Below are 22,369 nucleotides of genomic sequence, written 5' to 3' on the forward strand. Positions count from 1 at the left end.
CCTCAGATGGCCCGTCGCCGGACCAACAGGCGCAGGGCCACGTACCCGGGCAGCACCGGCAGCCAGAAGGTGGCCAGCCGGTAGATCAGCACCCCGGCGACCGCGGTGTGCACCGGCACCCCGTAGAGCAGCAGCCCGGAGACCAGGGCCGCCTCGGTGGCGCCCAGCCCGCTGGGCGTCGGCGCGACGGAGGCCACGCCCTCGCCGAGCGCGGAGACCAGCACCACGGGCGCGATCAGCGCCGGAGCGGAGGGCAGCCCGACGGCGAGCAACGCGAGCCAGAGCGCGGCCCCGTAGGCCAGGGTGAGCGCCACGCCGACCGGCAGTAGCCGCAGCATCCGCCCGCTGCGGACGAGCAGGCGGAGGGCCTCGAGCGCCTGCCGCCGGGCCTGCCGCACGCGGGCCCGCCACCGGCGTACGCCGAACGCCACCACGGCCAGCGCGAGCAGCGCGAGCACCACGAGCAGGAGGATCCGGCCTCGACCGACGGCCGCGCTGCCCAGGTGCTGCGCGGAGCCCGGGACGAACGGCACCAGGACGGGCAGCATCAGCGCGAAGGCGACCGCGCCCGCAGCCCGGTCCACGGCGATCGCGGTGGCCGCGACCGGCAGCGGCAGCCGCTGCCGCCGCAGGTAGCGGAGGCTGAGTGCGACCCCGCCGACGGCGCCCGGCGCGACCCGGTTGACGAACGCCGACGCCACCTGCACCGCCACGGTGGCACCGAAGGGAATCCGGCCGGGCGCGGCGAGGCGCAGCGCCAGGGCGCTGATCGGGTACGTCGCGGCAGCGGCGACCAGCGAGCTAGCCACCGCCCACGGGATCGCGTGCCGCAGCGCCCCCAGCGCCATGGCCACCTGGCCGGACTGGGCGAACACGAGGTAGCCCAGGACGCCGAGCATGACCACCAGGAGCAGGCCCCGGCCGGTGAACCGGACCACCCGGGCCGGCCGGGGGGAGCGCCCCGCACAGCGGTGGACGATCTCGTCGCGGAGTTCGTCGAGCAGGCCGGGCTGCGTGCCCAGCGCGTGTCGCCCGGCCGGGGACAGCAGCACGGGTTGCAGCCAGGGCAGGCAGTCGGCCACCGCGGCTTCACCCAGGTGGGTGGTCGCGGCCGCGACGGTGGGGCGTACGCCGGCCAGGGCGGCGAGCGTGACCAGCGGCTCGACCAGATCCCGGGCGCGCTGCTCGGGGCTGGCCCGGTCGGTGGCGGCGGCCAGCCCGACCAGCCGGGCCGCGGAGTCGGTCACCAGCACGCAGCCCCCGCGCAGGTCCTGGTGGGCCAGCCCGGCGCGGTGCAGCAGCGCCACCTGGCGCCAGACGTCGGCGAGCGCGTCCGCGCCCAGCTCGCCAGGGCGGAGCGTGTCCAGCGGCCGCCCCGGCGCGAACTCCTCGACCAGCAGGCCCTCCCCGGCCGGGCCGGTGATCACGTCCACCGGGCGCGGCACCCGCACCCCGGCGCGCGCAGCCCGGCGGAGCAGCTCCGCCTCGTGCTCGGCCTTCTGCGCCGCGGTGCTGTACGGCGGGCCGTCAGGGAGCTGGCGGTACCGCAGCCGCCGGTACCAGCGACGCAGGCGGCCCGCGTCCCACTGCCGGCCGGCGGTCAGCTTCACGAAGAGGCAGCGCCCGTCGTCGGTGGTGACCCGCCAGGGGCGGGAGCCCCGGCGGTCGCCGGGCAGTGGCTCGAGGGCCCGCACCGCGACACCCCGGTCGGCGAGGAGTTGGCGGACCCGCGCGGCGGAGCCGGCCCCGCCGCTGTCCCGCATGCTCCGACCATAGGGCCCGGCCGCGTACGTCGGGCGGCAACGCCGCCGATCCGTGCGGCGGCTGCCAGCGCCTCGGCTCGGTCGGGGGAGCCTCGTACAGCAGGTCGTCGGGCTCGCTCTCGGCCTGCTCGCCGGCCGCCCCGAAGCCCGGGTCCTAGGCGCGGCGGCGGCCGACCCGGCGGGACCGGCCCCGGCGGGCGACCAGCGCGGCCACGAGACCGCCGATCGTCAGCGCGAGGATGCCGGCGACCGGCACGATGACCCGCCAGTCACCGTCGGCCATCCGCGCCAGCGCGGTCCCGGCCGGCCCCCGCCAGGGCGCTGGCGTGACCGTGGTCGACGGGGCCGGGGAGCCGCTCGGGGCCGCCTCCGCCGCGTCCAGCTCGCCGGGTTCGACCAGCCGGCCGACCGAGGCGTCCCGGGGCAGGGAGAATCCCCAGTCGAGCAGCTGGGCCCCCTGCTGCCAGCCGCGTACCGGGCGGGCCTCGGCGCCGAGCAGGGTGACCACCAGCCGCCGGCCGTCGCGCTCGGCGGCGCCCACGTAGCTGTGCCGGGCCAGCTGGGTGAAGCCGGTCTTGCCGCCGAGGGCGCCCGGGTAGCGGTAGATGAGCTGGTTCTCGTTCTGGATCTGGAAGCCGCCCTTCTTCAGGGCCGGCTGGGCTGGGATCTTGGTGCGCTCGGTGAGCGCGTACCGGCGGAACAGCGGGTTGGCGAAGCAGGCCCGTGCGATGAGTGCCAGGTCGTACGCGCTGGTGAACTGTCCCTTGCCGTCCAGCCCGGACGGGGTGACGGCGTGGGTCTGCCGGGCGCCGAGGCGGTGGGCCTCCTCGTTCATCGCCCGCACCCCGCCGGGTACGCCGTCGTCGCCACCGCCGAGCCGGGCGAGCACGTTGGCGGCCTCGTTGCCGGAGTTGAGCAGCAGTCCGAGCCACACCGTCTCGACCAGGTACTTTCCGCCGACGAGCAGGCCGACGGCGGAGCTGCCCGGTTCGATCTTCAGGTCGTCACGGGTCACGGTGACCACCTGCTTCGGGTCGAGCTTCGGCAGCATGGTGGCCGCGAGCAGCAGCTTCTGGGTGCTGGCCGGGGTGGCGTACTCGTGCGGCCCGCAGGCGCCGAGCACGGCGCCGCTGTCCAGGTCGGCGACCAGCCAGGAGGTGGCGGTGACCGCCGGGGGCGCGGCCGCCCCGTCCGGCACGACCAGCCCGGGTGTGTCCAACCGCTCGCCACCCACCACCCGGTCCGCCGGCACGTTCGGCGGCGGCACCGGTCGGGGCGGGCGGGACGCCTTCGGCGCGGGCGCCTTCGGGCAGGGCACGGGTGCCCGGGCGGCCGCCGCGGCGGGGCCGAGCTGCGCGGCCGCTCCGGCCGGCGCGGCCTGCCCGCCGGATCTCGGCGGCGCGGCGTGCGCGGCGGGCACGGAGGTCCCGGTGCCCAGGAGGACGGAGGCGGTGAGGGCGGCCAGGACCCGAGCTCTCATGACCAGGGAGACTAACCGCAAGATCGCTTCGCGGTGACACCCGTCGGGGTCCGCCACGCCACGTCCTGCCGCCGTCGCGCCGGGTTACCGGCGCACGTGCCCACCGGACCGCCATCGCCGACCGGCGCGGCGGCGGCCGGCCGACCCTGTGTTGGGTCGGATCCAGCCGCCCGGTCAGCCGGACGCCAGGCCCAGGTCCGCCAGGTAGCCGTGGAGCGCGGCGGTGGAGCGCAGCCGGCGCAGGCTGCGCCGGTGCAGGTCCTGCTCACGCCGGGCCAGCTCGGCGCGGACCCGCTGCGGGCTGCCCGTGGTACGCAGCTCGCCGAGGACCGCCTCGACGATCTCGTAGGGGTAGCCGCCGCGGCGCAGCAACGCCACGACCTGCGCCGCGCGTACCTCGGCGGCGTCGTACACCCGGTAGCCGGTGCCCCGCTGCCGCGCCGGGCGCAGCAGGCCGCGCTCCTCCCACAGCCGCAGGCGGGAGGTGCGGACGCCGGCCAGTTCGGCGACCGCGCCGATGCGCAACGGGCGCCGGGGCGCCGGGCCGGCGCTGCCGGCCACCGTGTCGAAGGCGGCGACGACCCGGCCGATCTCGGCCCGCTCCCGCTCCAGCTCGGCGTGCCCGGCGTCCACGGCCGCCAACGCCGCCGGCACGTCGCCGCGGTGGACGGCGGCCATCGCCTGGCGGGTACGGGCCCAGCCGTGCCCTTCGGCCAGCCGGCGCGCCACCGCCAGCGCCCGCGCGTGCGCCTCGGTGAAAATCCGGTAGCCGCTCTCGGTACGCGAGACCGGCGGCAGCACTCCGAGGTCGACGTAGTTGCGGACCTGCTGCACGGAGATGCCGGCCCCGGCCGCGAGGTCGACCGCGCGCAGTCTCCGCTCCGGGTGGGTCGCCACGGCCGGCAGCCTATCGCTTCCACCTCGGTTGAGACTTTTTGGCGGAAGCCGGGCGCCGCTCGCGCCCGGCATGCGCCGAAAGCCTCCAGGAGGACGTTAATGGGAGAATTGAGACGGCCAGGCCGCCCAGGAACCGGGCAGGACTCCGCCCTGCCCTCGAGCGCTGAAGGGTCCCCATGCCACCGTCCGCACCGTCCACCGCCGACAGTCACGACATGATCGAGGTACGCGGCGCCCGGGAGAACAACCTCGCCGACGTCTCGGTCGACATCCCCAAGCGACGCCTCACCGTCTTCACCGGGGTCTCCGGCTCCGGCAAGTCCTCCCTGGTGTTCGGCACCATCGCCGCCGAGTCCCGCCGCCTGATCAACGAGACCTACAGCGCCTTCCTCCAGTCGTTCATGCCCAGCCTGTCCCGGCCGGACGTCGACTCGCTGCGCAACCTCACCCCCGCCATCGTGGTGGACCAGGAGCGGATGGGGGTGAACTCCCGCTCCACCGTGGGCACCGCGACGGACGCGTACGCGATGCTGCGGATCGTGTTCAGCCGACTCGGCACGCCGCACATCGGCGGGCCGGGGGCGTTCAGCTTCAACCTGGCCGAGGGCATGTGCCCCACCTGTGAGGGCCTGGGCCGGGTCTCCGACCTGGACGTGTCCGCCATGGTCGACGTGGAGCGCTCGCTCAACGACGGGGCGATCCTGGTGCCCAACTTCGCCGTCGACTCCTGGTACTGGCAGACCATCGTCGGCTCCGGCCTGTTCGACCCGGATGTCAAGCTCCAGGACTACACGCCGGAGCAGTGGCAGGACTTCCTGCACAAGCCGGCCACGAAGATCAAGATGGGCAGCAACAACTGGACGTACGAGGGCCTCGCGGTCAAGGTGCGCCGGCTCTACCTCAGCAAGGACCGGGAGTCGATGCAGCCGCACATCCGGGCCTTCGTCGACCGGGCGGTCGCCTTCACCACCTGCGGCGACTGCGACGGCAGCCGGCTCAACGCCGCGGCCCGCTCGGTGCGGGTCGCCGGCCGGACCATCGTCGAGTGCGCGGCGATGCAGATCAGTGACCTCGCCGAGTTCCTTCACGGGCTGGACGATCCGGCGGTGGCACCGCTGGTCGGCAACCTACGCGAGACGGTGGACTCGCTGGTCGAGATCGGGCTCGGCTACCTCAGCCTGGACCGGGAGTCCGGCACGCTCTCCGGCGGCGAGGCGCAACGGGTGAAGATGGTGCGCCATCTCGGCTCCAGCCTCTCCGACGTCACGTACGTCTTCGACGAGCCCACCGTCGGCCTGCACCCGCACGACATCGCCCGGATGAACGACCTGCTGCTGCGGCTGCGGGAGAAGGGCAACACCGTCCTGGTGGTCGAGCACAAGCCGGAGACCATCGCCATCGCGGACCACGTGGTCGATCTCGGCCCGGGCGCCGGGACGGCCGGCGGGCGGATCTGCTACGCCGGTGACGTCGCCGGGCTGCGCCGCGCCGACACCCGCACCGGCCGGCACCTGGACCACCGGGTCGCCCTGCGCGAGCGGGTCCGCCGGCCCACCGGCCACCTGCCGGTCCGCGGTGCCGACCTGCACAACCTGCGCGACGTGGACGTGGACCTCCCGCTGGGCGTGCTGACCGTGGTGACCGGCGTGGCCGGCTCCGGCAAGAGTTCACTGATCCACGGCTCGCTGTCCGGGCGGGCCGGGGTGATCGTGGTGGACCAGTCCGCCATCCGGGGCTCGCGGCGCAGCAACCCCGCCACCTGGACCGGGCTGCTCGACCCGATCCGCACCGCCTTCGCCAAGGCCAACGGGGTGAAGGCGGCATTGTTCAGCGCGAACTCTGAGGGCGCCTGCCCCACCTGCAAGGGGATCGGGCTGGTCTACACGGACCTGGCGATGATGGCCGGGGTCGCCTCGGTCTGCGAGGACTGCGAGGGCCGCCGCTACACCGCCGAGGTGCTGACCTACCGGCTGCGCGGCAGGAACATCAGCGAGGTGCTGGCCATGTCGGTCACCGAGGCCCGCGAGTTCTTTCCCACCGGCACCGCCCGGGCGGTGCTCGACCGCCTCACGGACGTCGGCCTGGGCTACCTAGGTCTCGGCCAACCGCTGACCACCCTGTCCGGGGGCGAGCGGCAGCGGCTGAAGCTGGCCACCCATCTCGCCGGTGACGCCGCCACGTACGTGCTGGACGAGCCGACCACCGGGCTGCACCTGGCCGACGTGGACCAGTTGCTGGCCCTGCTGGACCGGTTGGTCGACGCCGGCAACACGGTCATCGTCATCGAGCACCACCAAGCCGTGATGGCGCACGCCGACTGGATCGTGGACCTGGGGCCGGGCGCCGGCCACGACGGCGGGCGGGTGGTGTTCACCGGCACCCCCGCCGACCTCGTCGCGCACGGCGCCACCCTCACCGCCCGCCACCTGCGCGGCTACGTGAACCGCTGACCGGGGCGGCCGGCCGGACCAGCTCGGGACCGGCGGCTCAGGGCAGCCGGTGCAGCCACCACCGTTGCCACGGGGTCTCCACGGCGCGAGGGTGGTGGTGGGCGCGCACCCAGGCCACCGCCCGCGCGGGGGCGAGCCCGTCGAGGACGGCGAGCGCGGCGAGGGCGGTGCCGGTCCGCCCGACGCCGCCCCGGCAGGCGACCTCCACCCGCTCCCCCGCGTACGCCCGGCGCCACGCCTCCCGCAGCGCGTCCCGCGCGTCGGCGGCATCGAGCGGCACCCAGAAGTCGGGCCAGCGGACCCGGCGGTACGGCCAGGCCGGCGTCGGACCGTCGGCCAACAGCAGGGCGAAGTCGGCCGGCGAGGCGGGCACGCCGATCCGACGGCCGCGTACGGTGGCGCCGCCGGGCAGCACGACCAGCCCGGCGCGGTCGGTCCAGCGCTCGCCCGCGTTCATCCGGCCATTGTGCCGGCCGCCGCCCGGCCCGTGCCGGCCCGTCGGCCCCGCACACCTGGGTGCCCGCCGGACGTGGTCCGGCGGGCACCCAGTCGAGGTCCGGGCTCTGCCCGGTGCGCCTCGGTCAGCGCGAGCCCATTCCGAGGCGGCCGCGACGACGCCAGGCCAGGGAGAGCAGCAGCAGGACGACGCCCGCACCGGCCATGCCGCCGCCGAGCTTCATCGGTGTGCTGAGGCTGGAACCGGTCACCGGGAGGTTCTCATCCTTGTGCGGCGGTCGATGCGGCTTCGGCGGGAGGACCGTGGCCGTGGCGGTGGCAACCCGGTCCGAGGTCTCACCGGTGGCGGTGAAGGTGTACCGCCCCGGCCGGTTCGGCCGGTAGGTGACAGTGAAGTTGCCAGCGGCGTCGGCGGTCACCGTGAACTCCAGCGGTGCCGGCTGCGGCTGCGCCTGCGAGTAGGACACGTTCGCCAGCGCCACGGTGGTGCCGTCGCTGCGCCGTGTCGTTCCCTGCGCGGGCGCGGCCTGCGGCAACGCCGAGATGGCGACGCGGAGGTCCACTCTCTCGTTGTGGTCGAAGCCGGTGCCTTTGAGCGTGAAGGTTTCGCCGAGTCTGATGGTGGGCGGGTTGACCGTCAGCTTGGTGACGGGCGGCGGATAGACCGGTGGCTGCGGCTGCGCCGCCCCGGCCGCGGTCGGCGCGGCCGCCACGGCCAGGCCGACCGTGAGCGCCATGATGATGCGGGATAGCCGCATGTGGATTCCCTCCTACTGGTCACAGCTTGGTGCGGTAACAACTTGGGTGGTCCATGGGGTGACGGTGGGGGTGACTACCAGTTCGGCCCTGCCGGCGCCGGTCTGCCCGGTGAGCAGCGTGACGTCGAGGGTCCGGGTCTGTCCGGGCTTGACCTCGACGTTCGCCACGGTGACCTGGCGGCGACGGTCGGTCCCGCTGCCCATCGCGGTGTCCCGCCCGTCGAGCCGGCCGCCGAGCACGGCCCCGCCGGTCGGGCTGTACACCGACACGAAGGTGCGGGCCGTGTAGGGGTCGCCGGCGAGGGCGGCGCCGGTGACCGACTTGTCCAGGCCCGACCGCGGCGCGGTGGAGTGCACCGTGACGCGCAGCCGGAGCTCCCGGCGCCCGTCGGACTGGCAGTCGCCGACCGTCAGGTTGGCCGAGAACCTCAGGTAGTAGCCGAGCTTCGCGCCGCTGCCGTCGTTGAGGAAGACGCCGACCGTCGGCACGGTGTCCTTCTCGGGGAGCCTCCCGGTCAACGGGCTGTCGCCCAGGACGCGCTGCTCCTCGGGATGGACACTCCAGAACAATATCCGACGCTCAGCGACAGACCGGGCGAAAACGGTCAAAACTTCGCGGGGATTGGGCGCCTTGGCGAAGAGGGTGTCGAACACCGCCGACGCCGCCTGCGCGTAGTACGCGTCCTGGGCGCGCACGTCCAGGTCCCGGTAGGAGTCGCTGAGCAGCGTCCGGACCACGGTGTTCGCCGCCAGGGACGGGCGGCCGGGCACCGCCACCGGCCCGATGACGCCGAGCAGGTACGACAGCACCACCGGATCCACCGCCAGCACCCCGTCCACCGTGGTCCCGGTACGCCGGCGGACCATCTCCCGGTAGAGCGCCGCCGCGGTCGGGAAGTCGGGACTGAGGTTGACGTCCGCCGGAAAGGTCCCCGGCAGGTCGGACCAGAGCCGGCGCATCTCCGCGTCCACCCGCAACGGCGGGTCGAAGTACTGCATGCTGGCGGAGGCGCCCTGCCCGGTCATCCGGATCTTGCCGCCGTCGGCGCTGATCACGGCGTACGCGCCGAACATCCCGCCGGTGGCGCGCAACTCCGCGGGGTTCTGCGACACCAGCAGGTAGCGGCGGGGGCCGTCGGCGCCGAGCAACGGCGGCAGCAGCCGGGCTCCCTGGTCCGCCGCGGCGGTCAGGCCGGCGAGCCGGTCGAGTTCGGCACACAGCCCGGTCAACGCGTCGCGCACCTGCCCGACGAGGTCGTCGGTCGGCACCGTCCGCAGCCGCTCGGTCGTCTCCCGCACCGCTCGATCCGCCGCGGACACCTCGGTGGACACGGCGCGCAGCCGGGCCAGGTCGAGCCGCCCCTCCTTGGGCACCAGCGAGGCGAGGTCGATCCGCAGCAGGGTCGGGAAGGCGAGCCGGGCGAGGTCGTCCACCGCCACCGCGATCCGGCGTACGGCGGAGAGGTTGTCCCCGGCGTACGGCGTCTGCCGGCCGAGCCACCAGCCCGGGTCACCGGTGGCGCTCTTGGCGGCGGCCGCCTGCGCCTGGAGCGCGGCGAGGGTCCGCTGGGCCCGGGCGGCATCCCCACCCACCACCTGGGCGCTGAGTTCCTTGGCCAACCCGGCGGCGTTGAGCAGGTGGGCCCGGGCCTGCCAACCCCGGAATCCGACCCAACCACCCAGCGTCAGCAGCAGCGAGACGACCACCAGCCCGATGAGCAGGACGCGCCGGACCCGGGCCCGGGTCCGCCGTCGGGACCTTGGCCGCCGACCACGCGACACACCGCTCTCCCCCACACCACTCTCCCAGGACCGAATCGGACAGACTTGTCGATGCATCGCTTTCTAGCACGAAACAGCACAGCATCGGCCCGATATCAGACAGTTTGCTGCTTCGCGTCCTGGTTTGCGATATCGGCTCGCCTCTATCGGCGGGCGCGCGCCGGCGCCGAGACGTCCTGGAGCATCTGCTCGATCCGGTCGACGCCGGCCCGCAGCGACATCTCCCGCAGGTAGGCGTCCCGCCCCCGGCGGCCCATGTCGACCCGGGCGGGCGGCGGGATCGTCGACGCCAGCCAGAACCGGTCCGCCAGCGCGGCCCAGTCCTCCGGCGGGCAGGACAACCCGGCCCGGGCCCGCTCCACGAGCGCCACCGTGTCGCCACCGGCCGAGGCCACCACCGGAGAGGCACAGGAGAGGGCGGCCTGGAGCTTGCCGGGCACCATCCCGCGCAGCTCGGGCAGGTCGCGCAGCATGACGAGCTGGTAGTCGGCCGCCGCGTACAGCGCCGGCATGTCCAGCGGCGAGCGTCGCTCCACGAAGCGGACATTGTTCGCCCGGAGCTCGGCGGCGAGCCCCCGCACCCGCCGCTCCTCCGCTCCGGAACCCACCAGGACCAGATCCATCCGGTCGTCCAGCGCGGCCGCCGCGCGCACCGCGGTCTCCAGGCCCTGCCGTACGCCGATCGTTCCCGCGTGCATCACCACGCACCGGCCGTCGCGGCGGATCAGCTCCCGCGCGGCCGGGCTGGGCTCGGTCGGCCGGAAGATCCGTTCGTCGGTCCAGTTGAGCACCACCCGCACCCGGTCCGGGTCGGCGCCGGCGGAGACGACCAGGTCCCGCATGGACGGCGCGGTGACGGCGATGCCGCCGGCCTCCTGGTAGATCCGGCGCAGGGTGGCGCCGAGCCGCCCCGACCACCGGCGGCCCTCGTCGGGCCGGGACGAGTCCTCCTCCGGCCAGACGTCCTGCACGTGCAGCACGGTCGGTACCCGGCCGAGCAGCCGGACCAGGGCGGCCGCGGCGAAAGTGGCCGCCGGCAGCTGGAAGACGTACAGGGCGTCGACGTCACCGAGGTAGCGGCGACCGGTCAGCGCCACACTGCCGGCGAAGGAGAGCCAACTGGCCATCCGCGCTCCGGCCGAGCCGTCGCCGCCGGCGTACCGGGGCACCCGGCGGACGGTCAGCCGCTCGCTGTGCGTCTGGTGCCGCCACCGCTGCCGCCAGCCCGGATAGACGTGACCACCCGGGTAGTCCGGGAAACCGGTGAGCACGCGTACCTCGTGACCCCGGGCGGCCAACTCCTCGGCGAGGCTGCCCGGGATGAACGCCGGCTCCGGCGGGAAGTGGTAGGACAAAATGCCGATCTTCATGGCCGCGCTCCCGGTGCGGTATCCCGGCGCCCGACCCGACGCACCCCGTACCATGCACGCATCCCCTCTGCGTCCGGCCGCGATCGCCGGAATTCCGCCGTCGCGGCGATCAGCCGCGCCACCGTGCCGACGAGAGGGGTGCAGATGGTCGACGGGGTGCTCTTCGTCTGCCACGCCAACCTGTGCCGGTCCCCCATGGCCGAGTTCCTCGCCCGGCGGCTGCTCCGCGATCTCCCGGTCACCGTGACCAGTGCGGGCACCGACGCCGTCGACGGCGGGACCATGCACCCGTACGCGGTCGCGGTCGCGGCCGGGACCGGCGTGGATCCGGCGGCGTTCCGCACCCGGCGGCTACGCCCGGAGCATCTGACCCGGGCCACGCTGGTGCTGACCGCCACCCGGCGACAGCGTTCCGTCTGCACCGCGCTGGCCCCGGCCGCGCTGCACCGGACCTTCACCCTTCGCCAGTTCGCCCGGCTGGCCGCCGCGGCCGAGGCCTCCACCGGGGCCAGCGGGACCCCGCTCCGCGCGGCGGTGGCGGCGGCCGCCCGCGCCCGGGGGCGGCTGCAACCCGCCACCCTCGACGCGGACGACCTGGGCGACCCGATCGGTGGCTCACCCGCCGACTTCCGGCGCTGCGCGGAGGAGATCGAGCGGTCGATCCGACCCGTGCTGGCACTCATCGCGACAGCCGGGTGAGTTCCTGGGTGCGGTCGCCCAGCGGCGCCCCGGGCTCGCCGCGCCGGGCGACACCCGCCCGGTCGGTGGGTACGGACGACGCGGCCGGCGGAACGACCACCTTGTACGCCTCGTACTGGTAGGCGTCCGCCCGGGCCACCTTGGCCATGTTCAGCACACAGCCGAGCAGGCGCACCGACACCGAGTGCAGTGCCCGGGACGCCGCGGCCACCTGGCTGCGCGAGGTCCGCCCCTGCTGGGTGACCAGCAGCGCGCCGTCCGCCTGCACGGCCACCACCACGCCGTCGGTGACGGCGAGCAGCGGAGCGGTGTCGATGACCACGATGTCCGCCGACTCCCGCAGGGCGACCAGCAGGTCCGCCATCGCCTTGGAGCCGAGCAGCTCACTCGGGTTGGGCGGGGTGGCGCCGCTGGGGAGCACGAGCAACGACTTGTCGCCCCACCGCTGCACCACGTCGCCCACCTGGACGTCACCCACCAGCACGTCGGTGAGGCCCACCCCACCGTCGACCCCGAGGTAGTCGGCGACCTTGGGACGGCGCAGGTCGGCGTCGATGAGCAGCACCCGCCAGCCCGCCTCGGCCAGCGCGATCGCCGTGTTGCAGGCCATGGTGGTCTTTCCCTCGCCCTGCAGGGCGCTGGTGACCGCGATGACCCGGGCCGGCTCGTGTACGTCCACAAAGCGCAGGTTGGTGCGGAGCTTGCGGACCGCCTCGGCGCGGGGCGAGTTGGCCGCGTCGCCCACGATCAGCGGAGCCGCCTTGGCCCCGGAGTCGAACGGGATCTCGCCCAGCAGCGGGCTGCCGGTCACCCGCTGGAGCGCGGCCGCGTCCCGCATCCGGACGTCGGCGACGCCCCGCAGCACGGCCAGCCCCGCGCCGAGCAGCAGGCCCAGCAGTCCACCGATGACCAGGTTGCGCACCGGCTGCGGCGCCACCGGGCTGGAGGTGACCCGGGGGCCGCTCACGATCTCGATCTTGACCGGTGGCGACTTGCCGTCCGCGGGCGTCTCCACCTTGCGCACCAGCTCCACGAACTTGGCGGAGAGCGCCTCGGTGGTCTGCAGCGTCCGGGTCTGGTCGGTGTCGGTGAAGGTGGCCTTCAGCAGCACCGTGCCGGCCTCGGTGGAGGTGCTGATCCGGCGCTGCACCTGGTCGGCGGTGAGGCCGAGCGGGCTCTCCGTCACCACGCTCTGCGCCAGCCGGTCGCTGGTCAGCAGGTCGGCGTAGGACTTCACCCGCTGCTGGAGGAAGAGGCCGCCCTGGTAGGCGTCGGTGACCCCCTGGCTGGGCGTGGTGACGAAGAAGGTCACCGAGCCCTGATAGCTGGGTGGCGTGCGGACCGTGATCAGAGCGGCCGCCCCCACGGCGACCATCACGGTGACCAGAACGATCCACCAGTGGCGTCGGACCAGCCGCAGGTAGCTGAGAACGTCCATCACGCTCCCCCTCGCGACACGCCGATCAGCCGATGAAACTGCACGAAAGCCCCCTAAAACGCCCAGTTGCCATGCCAGGATCGAAAGCGCATATACATCACAGTAAGCGACCGGACGAATGTAAACGATTAGAAGCGCTCATACGGTCTAAATCCTTCCATTCCCGGTTCGGACGCAGAGGACATCCATGGATCGCGAAGCAACCGCCGCCGCCCGGCCCCGCGACTGGGTCACCCGCCGCACGGCCACCCTGTCTCTGTTAACGCTGGACACCGCCGCGTGGTGCGGCGGATTTCTCGGCGCGGCGTGGACCCGTTACGAGTTCGAGCTGACCGCCGTCCGCGGCGTCCGGGTGCTGACCGTGGCGCTCGGCTGCGCCGCGCTGTACGCGGTGCTCACCCTGCTTCGCTTCCGGATGTACGGGCGGCACCCGATCGGCAGCGCCGGCGAGGCCCGCGGGCTGGCCGGCCGGGCCGCGACCGCCGCGCTGGCCACCCTGGCCTGCCTGCTGCTGCTGCCGTGGACCGAACGGCCGACACCGGCCACCACCCCGCTGCTCGGCGGCGCGGTCGCCCTGGTGCTGATGGCCGCCGGCCGCGCCGCCTGGCGGACCCGGCAGGAACGACACCGCCGGCCGGTCCGCGCCGCGGAGCGGTGCCTGGTCTACGGCGTGGACGCGGCCAGCGAGCGCCTGGTCCGGGTGCTCCTCGGCGATCCGCAGGGCCGGTACCAACCGGTGGGCCTGCTCGACGACGACCCCGCCAACCGGCGGCTGCGCCTGGAGGGGCTGCGAGTGCTGGGCGGTCGGGAGCAGATCGGCTCGGCGGTGCGGGCGACCCGGGCCGGCACCGTGATCTTCTCGATGAGCGGCTCGGACGCGGCGCTGCTGCGGGACGTGCGCGCTGGCACGCTCCAGGCCGGCGCCGCGTTCAAGGTGCTCCCCCCGGTCCGCGAGCTGCTCGACCGTCCGGTCGCGGTCACCGACGTCCGGGACATGCAGCTCACCGACCTGCTCGGGCGGGCGCAGCGGGTGGCCGAACTGACCGTGGAACGCAGCGGCCTGGCCGGGCGGCGGGTCCTGGTCACCGGCGCCGGCGGCTCCATCGGCTCCGAGCTGTGCCGGCAGATCGCCCGCTGCGAGCCGGGTGAGCTGATGATGCTCGACCGGGACGAGTCGGCCCTGCACGCCCTGCAGATGTCCCTGCACGGCCGGGCGCTGCTCGACGGCCCGGAGCTGATCCTGGCCGACATCCGCGACGCCGAGGGCATCGCCCGGATCATCGCCGACCGGCAGCCGGACGTGGTCTTCCACGCGGCGGCCCTCAAGCACCTCACCATGCTCCAGCGGCACCCCGGCGAGGCGATCAAGACCAACGTCTTGGGCACCCTCAACGTCCTGGAGGCGTGCCGGGACGTCGCCGAGTTCGTCAACATCTCCACGGACAAGGCGGCCAACCCGACAAGCGTGCTCGGCTACTCGAAGCGGATCACCGAGCGGCTCACCGCCCACTTCGCCGACCAGCTCGGCCGGGCGTACCTGAGCGTCCGCTTCGGCAACGTGCTCAGCAGCCGCGGCTCCGTGCTGACCGCGTTCCAGGCGCAGATCCGGGCCGGGGTGCCGATCACCGTCACGCACCCGGAGGTGACCCGCTACTTCATGACCGTGCAGGAGGCGGTGCACCTCGTGCTCCAGGCGGCCACCATCGGCCGCGGCGGTGAGGCGCTGGTGCTCGACATGGGCGAGCCGGTACGCATCGCCGACGTCGCCCGCCGGCTCGCCGCCGAGGCGGACCACCCGGTCGACATCGTCTACACCGGGCTGCGGCCGGGCGAGAAGCTGCACGAGCACCTGTTCGGCGCCGACGAGGCGGACAGCCGGCCGCTGCACCCGCTCATCTCGCACGTGGCGGTGCCGTCGCTCGCCCCGGAGGAGGTACGCGGGCTGGACCCGTACGCCGACCCGGACGAGTTGGTCAAACGGCTGGCGGCGCTCTGCGACCACGTCCACGCGTCGCTGCCCGTGCTGCCCGGGCAGCGCTGAGCCGGGCGTGGTGGGCGCTTCCGCCCGGCGGCTGAGCGAAGCTTCCCACCGGCCCGGATCGGCACTGCCGCCGTCGCCGGGATAGGGTCGAAACCGGTGTGCCGGGAAGTCTGGTCGGCGAGTTCCTTGCCGTCGACGAGCCGGAGTTGGACACCGCATGACCAACCGCACCCCGCGCACCCGCCTGCCCGAACGCCTCCTCTCCCGCCGTTCCTGGCCGGAGGCACGCTTCCTGGCCGACGTGCTGCGTACCGAGACGGTGGGCGGCGCGCTGCTGCTGCTCGGTGCGGTGATCGCGCTGGCCTGGGCCAACTCCCCCTGGCGGTCCGCGTACGCGGAACTGGGCCGCTGGGTGCCGTGGCCCGGCGGCGGGGCGCTGCACCTGGACCTCGGCCTCGCCGCGTGGGCCGCGGACGGCCTGTTGGCGATCTTCTTCTTCGTGGTGGGCCTGGAGCTCAAACGCGAGTTCGTGGCCGGGGACCTGCGGGACCCGCGGCGGGCGACCGTGCCGGTGGTCGCCGCGATCGGGGGCATGCTGGTGCCCGCCCTCTGCTACGTCGCGGTGGTCCTCTCCACCGGCGGGGCGGGACTGCGCGGCTGGGCCATCCCCACCGCCACCGACATCGCCTTCGCCCTCGCCGTGCTGGCAGTGGTCAGCTCACACCTGCCGCAGGGGCTGCGCGCCTTCCTGCTCACCCTCGCGGTGGTCGACGACCTCTTCGCGATCATCATCATCGCCGTCTTCTACACCGCCGACTTCCGCCCGTTGCCGCTGCTCGCGGCGCTGGCACCGATCGCCGTCTTCGCGCTGCTGGTGCAGCGGCGGCGGACCTGGTGGTGGGCGCTCATCCCGCTCGCCGGGCTCGCCTGGACCCTGGTGCACGCCTCCGGGGTGCACGCCACGGTCGCCGGGGTGCTGCTCGGCTTCACCGTGCCCGTGCTGCCGTCCCGGGCCGGCGGACCGGGACTGGCGGAGCGGCTGGAGCACAGGTGGCGGCCGGTGTCGGCGGGCTTGGCGGTGCCGGTCTTCGCGTTCTTCGCCGCCGGCGTGTCGCTGGTCGACGTCGACCTGGGCGCGGTGCTCACCGACCCGGTCGTGCTCGGGGTCGCCGCCGGTCTGGTGCTCGGCAAGACGGTCGGCGTATTCGGCTCGACGTTCCTGCTCGCGCGGTTCACTCGGGCCGAACTCGACGAGGAGATCACCTGGGCGGACCTGCTCGGGCTGGCGCTGCTGGCCGGCATCGGCTTCACCGTCTCGCTGCTCATCGGTGAGCTGGCCTTCGGCGCCGGCAGCCCGGAGGACGACCGGGTGAAGACGGCCGTGCTGCTCGGCTCGCTGATCGCGGCCACGCTGGCCTCGACCGTGCTGCTGCGCCGCAACCGGGTGTACCGGCGGATCTCGGAGCGGGAAAGCCGGGACGCCGACGGCGACGGCATCCCAGACGTCTACCAGAAGCGGACCACGTAGCGCGGGCGGCGTGGCCGATCAGCGCCGGCGGTCGGCCGTGCGCTCCTCCTCCGGCTCCTCCCGTTCCTCGGTCTCCTCCTCGACCGCCTCGGCGTACGGCTCCATGAGGTCGTCGGCCGGCACCGCGACCTCCTCGGCCAGGTCCTGCTCGTCGGGGCGCGCGCCGGGCGGCGGCTCGGGAGCGGTGGTCTCCCCGGCGAAGCCGTACTCGTTGGGCTCGTCGTGCCTGGCCATGCGCTGACCTCCCGGTCGTCCGAAGGTTCGCCTCTCCTGCCGCCCACGCTAGGCGTCCGGCGTCGCCGCCGCAGGGCGGCACAGATCTTCGTAACCGGGGGCCGGCCTCGACGATCCCCTCGGGCGTGCGCCGCCGCCGCGACCCACGCGGTCGCGGCGGCGACACCCCGCGGACGACTCAGGTCAGCTCGTGGACCGCCTCCAGGATCAGCCACAGGCCGGAGATGGCAAAGAGGATCGCCGCGCCGTACCGGATGGTCTTCTCCGGCAGGTGCTTGCCGAGCAGCCGGCCGACCATGATCGCCAGGGCGTCGGCGGCCACCATGCCGATCGTGGAACCGAGCCAGGTCCCGAACCAGCCGTACTTGGTGGCCAGGGTGATGGTGGCCAGCATGGTCTTGTCACCCAGCTCGGCCAGGAAGAAGGCGACGCCGACGGTGATGATCGCGGACTTGCTGCTCTTCTCGGCCTTGCGCTTCTCCTCCTCGGTGAGCTTGTCGCCGCGCAGGGTCCACGCACCGAAACCCAGGAACGCCACACCGGCGATGAGCGAGATCCAGGTGGTGGGCAGCGCCGCGTGCAGCCCGTACCCGATCGCCACCGAGGCCAGGTGCACGATGGCGGTGGCGACGGTGATGCCGATGAGCACCGGCACGGGCTTGAACCGCGTGGCGAACGTGAGGGCCATGAGCTGGGACTTGTCGCCCAGCTCGGCGACGAAGATGACGCCGAAGCTGATCACCAGCGCGACGAGGAAACCGTCCATGTGAACCTTCCCGATCAAGCCGGGAGGAGGTACGGGGGCGCCCTCGACCCGGCTGCGACAGCCTGAGTCGAAGGTCTCGCCCGCCCCGGGGACCGGGGCCGCGTGGCCGGATGCGGAACGCACCAGTATGTCGACCACGACATTGGGGGCTACTCCCCTTCGCGCCGCCCAGCCTAGCCCACCCCGGCCGGCGGGGTCGCCGCGGGTGAACAGGCTCACCGCGGCGGCCCCGGACGCTCAGTCGGCCCGGGCGAGGGTGACGCCGAACAGTCCGTCCGGGTCGGTCCAGAACGCCTGCGTGGCGAAGCCGGCGTCGGTCAGCTCGGCCGCGATCCCCTCCGGGTGGAACTTCGCCGAGATCTCCGTCCGCAGCTCCTCACCGGCGGCGAACCCGACGTCCAGGTCCAGCACGTGCACCCGCATCGGGCGTTCGGCGCGCAGCCGCATCTCGATCCACTCGTGCTCGGGATCCCAGACCGCCACGTGGGTGAACGCCTCCGGGTCGAAGTCCGCCCCCAGCTCCCGGTTGATCACACGGAGCACGTTGCGGTTGAAGTCGGCGGTCACCCCGGCCGCGTCGTCGTAGGCGGGCACGATCACCTTCGGGTCCTTGACCAGGTCGGTGCCGATCAGCAGCCAGTCGCCGGCCTCCAGCGCGGCACGCATGGCGGTGAGGAACTCGGCCCGCTCCACCGGCAGCAGGTTGCCGACGGTGCCGCCGAGGAACACCACCAGCCGCCGGCCGCCGGTGGGCAGCCGGTCGAGCTGCCGGGTGAAGTCGCCGACGATGCCGCGGACCCGCAGCCCGGGGTATTCGGCGGCGATCCGCTCGGTGGACTCCCGCAGCGCGCTGACCGACACGTCCAGCGGCGCGAAGGTGCCCAGGCCGCCGTGGCGGGTGAACGCGTCGAGCAGCAGCCGGGTCTTCTCCGACGAGCCGGACCCCAGCTCGATCAGCGTCTTCGCCCCGGTCACCTCGGCGATCTCGTCGGCGTGCTCGGTCAGCACCGCCCGTTCGGCCCGGGTCGGGTAGTACTCCGGCAGCCGGGTGATCTCGCCGAAGAGTTCACTGCCCCGGGCGTCGTAGAACCATTTCGGTGGCAGCCACTTCGGCTGCGCGGTCAGCCCGACCCGTACATCCTCCCGCAGGCTGCGGTCGAGGTCCTGCTCCGCCAGGTAGATCTCCAGTGGCTCCGCGCTCATGAGGTGCCCCTTCCGTTGCCCGAACGTCCTGCCCTACCCGTGGAAACGTTGGTTCAGGCGGCCACCAGGTCCCGGGTTCGCACCCCGGTCGCGGTCGCCACCACCAGCCGCCCGTCCGGCACCGCCTGCCAGCCGGGGTCGTCGTCGAGAGGTTCCGAGGCCAACAGCACCGACTCGGGGGTACGACGCACCGACAACGCGTGCCCGGCCACGCTGGCCACCGCCGTCGTACCGTCGGTGAGCAGCAGGTTCACCCGCGACCCGGGCGCGGCCGCCACGACGGCCGCGACGGTGTCGGCCACCGCCCGCGCCGGATCCTGCCCGGCCCGCAGCCGGTGCCGGACCAGCGCCCACAGCAGCGCGGCGTCGGTCGGCGCGTCCAGCGTCAGCAGGTCGCGGACCGGCAGCTCGGCGGCGAGCGGCACCACCGTGTCCGGCCAGCCCCGGACCACGCCGTTGTGGCTGAACAGCCAGCGCCCCTCGGCGAACGGGGCGGCGGCCGTCTCCTGCACCGGCATGCCGACCGTCGCGGACCGGACGGCGGCCAGCACCGCACCGGCGACCGTGACCGCCGCGAGCCCGGGCAGGGTGGTGTCGCTCCACAGCGGCTGCGCCCGCCGGTAACGGACCGGGTCGCCGGTGCCCGGGTACCACCCGACGCCGAAGCCGTCGGCGTTGATCGTGCCGCCGCCGCGCATGTCGCGCGGCGCCCAGGACTGCCGCAGCAGCCCGTACGGCGGGTCGTACAGCAGGCTACGCAGGCTGACCGGCGGACCGAGGTACGCCAGGTGGCGGCACATCAGGCGGAACCGCCGCTCACGCCGGACCCCTCCGGTCGCTCACGCCGCCGCCTCCTCCGGCCGGGCGTCCCGGGCGCAGCGGAAACCGCTGAAGATCTGCCGCCGGATCGGGTAGTCCCAGTTGCGGAAGGTGCCCCGGCAGGCCGCCCGGTCGGTGCCGAACGAGCCGCCACGCAGCACCCGGTAGTCGTCGCCGAAGAAGACCTCGGAGTACTCGCGGTACGGAAACGCGACGAAGCCGGGATGCCCCCGGAAGGTGGACGAGGTCCACTCCCAGACGTCCCCGATGAGCTGGTGCACGCCGAGCGGCGAGGCACCCGCCGGATACGCGCCCACCGGCGCCGGCCACAGGTGCCGCTGCCCCAGGTTCGCGTGCCCGACCGTCGGGTCCTCATCGCCCCACGGGTAGCGACGGGAGCGCCCGGCCGCGGGATCCCAGCGGGCCGCCTTCTCCCACTCCGCCTCGGTGGGTAGGCGCTTGCCGGCCCAGGCCGCGTACGCCTCCGCCTCGTACCAGCAGACGTGCACCACCGGCTCGTCGTCGCGCACCAGCGACCAGCGGCCGAACCGGCGGTACGCCCAGCCGTCGCCGTCCCGCCGCCAGTGCATCGGCGCGCTCAGCTCCGCGTCGACGCGGTGTCGCCAGCCCGCCACACTCCACCAGCGCGGCTCGTCGTACCCGCCGTCGGCGATGAAGGCGCGGTACTGGCCGTTGGTGACCGGCACGGCGTCGATGACGTACGCGGGCAGGTCCACGGTGTGTGCGGGGCGCTCGTTGTCCAGCGCCCACGGGTCGGTCGAGGTGCCCATGGTGAACGGCCCGGCCGGCACCAGCACCTCGCCGCCGACCCGGCTTCGCGGCTCGGGCGGTGGTGGCGCGTCCAGCACCGGCACCCCGGCGCGCAGCTGGTGGGTGGCCAGCATGGTCTCGTCGTGCTGCTGCTCGTGCTGCACGATCATCCCGAACGCGAAGCCGTCCGCCACCAGCTTCCGATCGGTGAACCGGATCCCGTCGAGCAGGTCGTACACCTTGTCCCGGACGGTGCGCAGGTAGGCGCGGGCCTCGGCCGGGGGCAGCAGGGGCAGCGCGGGGCGGTCCTTGCGGGGCTGTTTGAACGCGTCGTACAGGTCGTCGATGTCGCGGCGTACCGGATCGCGACCGCCGACGTCGCGCACCAACCAGAGCTCCTCCTGGTTGCCGACGTGGGCCAGGTCCCAGACCAGCGGGGACATCAGGGTGGAGTGCTGCCGGATCAGGTCGTCGTCGTCCACCGCGTCGGTCAGCAGCGCGGTGCGGCCCCGGGTGCGGTCCAGCTCCGCCGCGATCCGGCTGCGCAGCTGCTCGCTGTCCGTACCCGGCCGCTCGGTCGTGGTCACCGGTGTCCCCTCTCCGCGGCGGCGCGGCGCCGCACGATTCCTCGACTCGTCTCCTCGTGGATCCCGGCCGGCAGGTCCAGCTCGGGCAGGGCCGCCAGGGCCAGGTCGAACAGTGCCGCCGCGGCGGCAGCCAGCGGGCCGTCGTCGAGCCCGTGCCGGGCTGCGGCCTGCCAGCGGTCGGCGACCGGGGTGGCGACGGCCAGCGCGTCCCGGGTGGTGGCCGGCTCGGCGAACAGCGCGGCCAGCACGGCCAGCGGCACCGTCCACTCCCGCCGCGGCTGGGCGTCCAGGTAGCGCACCTCCAGGTAGCCGCGCGGGCGTACCGGCGGGAAGAGCGTGCTGACGTGATACTCCAGGTCCTCGGTGGTCGGCGGGCGGGGCAGCGCCCCGGCCAGCCAGTCGGCGAAGGTGACCCCCGGCGGCGGGGTCCAGTCCGGACCGTCACCGCGGATGCACAGCAGCGGCGCGGCGAGCGCGTACTCGGTCCACGCGGCGAGCGGGTCACGGTCGGGCGAAACGGGCGACCAGACCGGCCGGGTCCGGGCCGGGTCGATGGCCAGCCAGGCGGCCATCCGGGCCGAGGCCCAACCGGTACGCCGGCCGGCGTACCGGTCCGCGGTGGCGAACGCGGCCAGCAACGGCGGACCGACGGCGTGCGCCGTCGCCCACCGCTGCGCCAGCTGTTCCGGCTCGCCCGCGTCAAGGCAGACCTGCAGGCTGGCCGTGCTGTACATCATGACCCGACCGGCCGGGCCGTGCCGGTCGAAGACGCAGCGCATGGCCTGGTAGCGGGGAGTTTCCACGACGGAGCGCGGGATCCGCCAGGGATCCAGGCCGGCGCGGCCGAGGGCGAGGCCGGCGGCGTCCAGCGCGGCGGTCAGCTCGGCGACGTCGGCCTCGGTGGCCAGGATGAGCGCGGCGATCGACGGTCGCGGCGCGGAGGAGATTTCCACCTGCCCGCCCGGCTCCACGGTCACGGCGCCGCCGTGCCGGAGCCTCTCGGCCGGGCTGGTGGGATCGATGGTGACGGGGCTGTGCCGCCCCAGCGCCCGGTGCAACCGCGCGCGGTCGACCGGGCGGGCCGGGTCCGCGGCGTCGTGCACCGTCCATTCCAGCTCGACGCCGGTGAGCGTGGGCGGACCGGTCTTGAAGCAGATCCTGGCGATGTACCGGGCGGCGGCGGCCTCGTCCGGCAGGACGGTCGTCCGGTCCAGCTCCGGTGACATCACCAAGAGAAGGCTCCTCTCCCCGTGCGGGGTGGGCGACCACGGTGTCGACGGGCGCCCCCACCGTCGCGGGTCGGGCGTCCGCGGTCCCACCCATCTTCTGTCTAGCAGACGGATCCCGCCCGCCGAGGGAGATGAATTTTTGTCCGAATCGGGTTGCG

The 22,369-nt window shown here is 74.0% G+C and carries 18 protein-coding genes; 4 read left to right on the forward strand and 14 right to left on the reverse strand.

The window, feature by feature from the left end; all coding sequences use genetic code 11:
* Positions 1 to 2: 2 nt before the first annotated feature.
* From ABZ783_RS09450 to ABZ783_RS09460, 3 genes are all read right to left on the reverse strand, one after another.
* A complete protein-coding gene (locus ABZ783_RS09450; RefSeq protein WP_357435712.1) occupies positions 3 to 1,763 on the reverse strand; it encodes a lysylphosphatidylglycerol synthase transmembrane domain-containing protein in 1,761 nt (586 codons plus the stop codon).
* 154 nt (positions 1,764 to 1,917) lie between these two features.
* On the reverse strand, positions 1,918 to 3,243 hold the full coding sequence (locus tag ABZ783_RS09455) for a D-alanyl-D-alanine carboxypeptidase (protein ID WP_357435713.1): 1,326 nt from the start codon (positions 3,241 to 3,243) through the stop codon (positions 1,918 to 1,920).
* Between the two features lie 174 nt (positions 3,244 to 3,417).
* Positions 3,418 to 4,140 carry a MerR family transcriptional regulator gene (locus ABZ783_RS09460; protein WP_357435714.1) on the reverse strand — a complete coding sequence of 241 codons (723 nt, stop codon included), beginning with the start codon at positions 4,138 to 4,140 and terminating at the stop codon, positions 3,418 to 3,420.
* Positions 4,141 to 4,316: 176 nt separating this feature from the next.
* On the opposite strand from ABZ783_RS09460, the gene ABZ783_RS09465 reads away from it, so the two are divergent.
* The gene (locus tag ABZ783_RS09465; RefSeq protein ID WP_357435715.1) at positions 4,317 to 6,590 is read left to right on the forward strand and encodes an excinuclease ABC subunit UvrA; all 2,274 of its coding nucleotides are present in this window, start codon (positions 4,317 to 4,319) and stop codon (positions 6,588 to 6,590) included.
* 37 nt (positions 6,591 to 6,627) lie between these two features.
* Here the strand turns inward: ABZ783_RS09465 and ABZ783_RS09470 are convergent, their stop codons facing one another.
* The 4 genes from ABZ783_RS09470 to ABZ783_RS09485 form a co-directional block, all read right to left on the reverse strand.
* Positions 6,628 to 7,047 carry a protein-tyrosine phosphatase family protein gene (locus ABZ783_RS09470; protein WP_357435716.1) on the reverse strand — a complete coding sequence of 140 codons (420 nt, stop codon included), beginning with the start codon at positions 7,045 to 7,047 and terminating at the stop codon, positions 6,628 to 6,630.
* Between the two features lie 124 nt (positions 7,048 to 7,171).
* Positions 7,172 to 7,804 carry a hypothetical protein gene (locus tag ABZ783_RS09475; RefSeq protein ID WP_357435718.1) on the reverse strand — a complete coding sequence of 211 codons (633 nt, stop codon included), beginning with the start codon at positions 7,802 to 7,804 and terminating at the stop codon, positions 7,172 to 7,174.
* A 12-nt stretch (positions 7,805 to 7,816) separates the two neighbouring features.
* Complete coding sequence (locus ABZ783_RS09480; RefSeq protein WP_357435720.1) at positions 7,817 to 9,586, reverse strand: DUF4012 domain-containing protein; 1,770 nt, start codon at positions 9,584 to 9,586, stop codon at positions 7,817 to 7,819.
* Between the two features lie 143 nt (positions 9,587 to 9,729).
* Positions 9,730 to 10,956 (reverse strand): glycosyltransferase family 4 protein, encoded by a 1,227-nt coding sequence (locus ABZ783_RS09485; protein WP_357435722.1) that lies wholly within the window; start codon positions 10,954 to 10,956, stop codon positions 9,730 to 9,732.
* 123 nt (positions 10,957 to 11,079) lie between these two features.
* On the opposite strand from ABZ783_RS09485, the gene ABZ783_RS09490 reads away from it, so the two are divergent.
* On the forward strand, positions 11,080 to 11,655 hold the full coding sequence (locus tag ABZ783_RS09490) for a low molecular weight phosphatase family protein (RefSeq protein WP_357435724.1): 576 nt from the start codon (positions 11,080 to 11,082) through the stop codon (positions 11,653 to 11,655).
* Here the strand turns inward: ABZ783_RS09490 and ABZ783_RS09495 are convergent.
* A complete protein-coding gene (locus ABZ783_RS09495) occupies positions 11,636 to 13,093 on the reverse strand; it encodes a polysaccharide biosynthesis tyrosine autokinase (RefSeq protein ID WP_357435725.1) in 1,458 nt (485 codons plus the stop codon). The genes ABZ783_RS09490 and ABZ783_RS09495 overlap by 20 nt on opposite strands.
* Positions 13,094 to 13,280: 187 nt before the next feature.
* Between ABZ783_RS09495 and ABZ783_RS09500 the strand changes: the two genes are divergently transcribed.
* Positions 13,281 to 15,134, forward strand: a complete 1,854-nt coding sequence (locus ABZ783_RS09500; RefSeq protein WP_357435727.1) for a polysaccharide biosynthesis protein — start codon at positions 13,281 to 13,283, stop codon at positions 15,132 to 15,134.
* 157 nt (positions 15,135 to 15,291) lie between these two features.
* Positions 15,292 to 16,602 carry a Na+/H+ antiporter NhaA gene (nhaA, locus tag ABZ783_RS09505; RefSeq protein ID WP_357435729.1) on the forward strand — a complete coding sequence of 437 codons (1,311 nt, stop codon included), beginning with the start codon at positions 15,292 to 15,294 and terminating at the stop codon, positions 16,600 to 16,602.
* Between the two features lie 18 nt (positions 16,603 to 16,620).
* Here the strand turns inward: nhaA and ABZ783_RS09510 are convergent, their stop codons facing one another.
* From ABZ783_RS09510 to egtA, 6 genes are all read right to left on the reverse strand, one after another.
* Positions 16,621 to 16,836, reverse strand: coding sequence for a hypothetical protein (locus ABZ783_RS09510; protein ID WP_357435731.1), 216 nt, complete (start codon positions 16,834 to 16,836; stop codon positions 16,621 to 16,623).
* A 178-nt stretch (positions 16,837 to 17,014) separates the two neighbouring features.
* The gene (locus ABZ783_RS09515) at positions 17,015 to 17,602 is read right to left on the reverse strand and encodes a TMEM165/GDT1 family protein (RefSeq protein WP_357435732.1); all 588 of its coding nucleotides are present in this window, start codon (positions 17,600 to 17,602) and stop codon (positions 17,015 to 17,017) included.
* 237 nt (positions 17,603 to 17,839) lie between these two features.
* Positions 17,840 to 18,805, reverse strand: a complete 966-nt coding sequence (gene egtD, locus ABZ783_RS09520; RefSeq protein WP_357435733.1) for an L-histidine N(alpha)-methyltransferase — start codon at positions 18,803 to 18,805, stop codon at positions 17,840 to 17,842.
* A gap of 53 nt (positions 18,806 to 18,858) precedes the next feature.
* Complete coding sequence (gene egtC / locus ABZ783_RS09525) at positions 18,859 to 19,605, reverse strand: ergothioneine biosynthesis protein EgtC (RefSeq protein ID WP_357435734.1); 747 nt, start codon at positions 19,603 to 19,605, stop codon at positions 18,859 to 18,861.
* A 39-nt stretch (positions 19,606 to 19,644) separates the two neighbouring features.
* Positions 19,645 to 20,982, reverse strand: coding sequence for an ergothioneine biosynthesis protein EgtB (gene egtB, locus ABZ783_RS09530; protein ID WP_357435736.1), 1,338 nt, complete (start codon positions 20,980 to 20,982; stop codon positions 19,645 to 19,647).
* Positions 20,979 to 22,214, reverse strand: a complete 1,236-nt coding sequence (gene egtA, locus ABZ783_RS09535) for an ergothioneine biosynthesis glutamate--cysteine ligase EgtA (protein ID WP_357435738.1) — start codon at positions 22,212 to 22,214, stop codon at positions 20,979 to 20,981. The genes egtB and egtA overlap by 4 nt, the downstream gene beginning before the upstream one ends.
* Between the last annotated feature and the right edge of the window lie 155 nt (positions 22,215 to 22,369).

Source organism: Micromonospora sp. NPDC047738, assembly GCF_040642675.1.
Classification (GTDB): Bacteria; Actinomycetota; Actinomycetes; order Mycobacteriales; family Micromonosporaceae; genus Micromonospora.

What these genes read in the sequence shown, in the direction of transcription:
- ABZ783_RS09500 (WP_357435727.1), top strand. Translation starts at nt 13,281, where the DNA reads ATGGATCGCGAAGCAACCGCCGCCGCCCGGCCCCGCGACTGGGTCACC.
- ABZ783_RS09495 (WP_357435725.1), bottom strand. Translation starts at nt 13,093, where the DNA reads ATGGACGTTCTCAGCTACCTGCGGCTGGTCCGACGCCACTGGTGGATC.
- ABZ783_RS09475 (WP_357435718.1), bottom strand. Translation starts at nt 7,804, where the DNA reads ATGCGGCTATCCCGCATCATCATGGCGCTCACGGTCGGCCTGGCCGTG.
- ABZ783_RS09455 (WP_357435713.1), bottom strand. Translation starts at nt 3,243, where the DNA reads ATGAGAGCTCGGGTCCTGGCCGCCCTCACCGCCTCCGTCCTCCTGGGC.
- nhaA (WP_357435729.1), top strand. Translation starts at nt 15,292, where the DNA reads ATGACCAACCGCACCCCGCGCACCCGCCTGCCCGAACGCCTCCTCTCC.
- ABZ783_RS09470 (WP_357435716.1), bottom strand. Translation starts at nt 7,047, where the DNA reads ATGAACGCGGGCGAGCGCTGGACCGACCGCGCCGGGCTGGTCGTGCTG.
- ABZ783_RS09510 (WP_357435731.1), bottom strand. Translation starts at nt 16,836, where the DNA reads ATGGCCAGGCACGACGAGCCCAACGAGTACGGCTTCGCCGGGGAGACC.
- egtD (WP_357435733.1), bottom strand. Translation starts at nt 18,805, where the DNA reads ATGAGCGCGGAGCCACTGGAGATCTACCTGGCGGAGCAGGACCTCGAC.
- egtC (WP_357435734.1), bottom strand. Translation starts at nt 19,605, where the DNA reads ATGTGCCGCCACCTGGCGTACCTCGGTCCGCCGGTCAGCCTGCGTAGC.
- ABZ783_RS09515 (WP_357435732.1), bottom strand. Translation starts at nt 17,602, where the DNA reads ATGGACGGTTTCCTCGTCGCGCTGGTGATCAGCTTCGGCGTCATCTTC.
- ABZ783_RS09450 (WP_357435712.1), bottom strand. Translation starts at nt 1,763, where the DNA reads ATGCGGGACAGCGGCGGGGCCGGCTCCGCCGCGCGGGTCCGCCAACTC.
- ABZ783_RS09485 (WP_357435722.1), bottom strand. Translation starts at nt 10,956, where the DNA reads ATGAAGATCGGCATTTTGTCCTACCACTTCCCGCCGGAGCCGGCGTTC.
- ABZ783_RS09465 (WP_357435715.1), top strand. Translation starts at nt 4,317, where the DNA reads ATGCCACCGTCCGCACCGTCCACCGCCGACAGTCACGACATGATCGAG.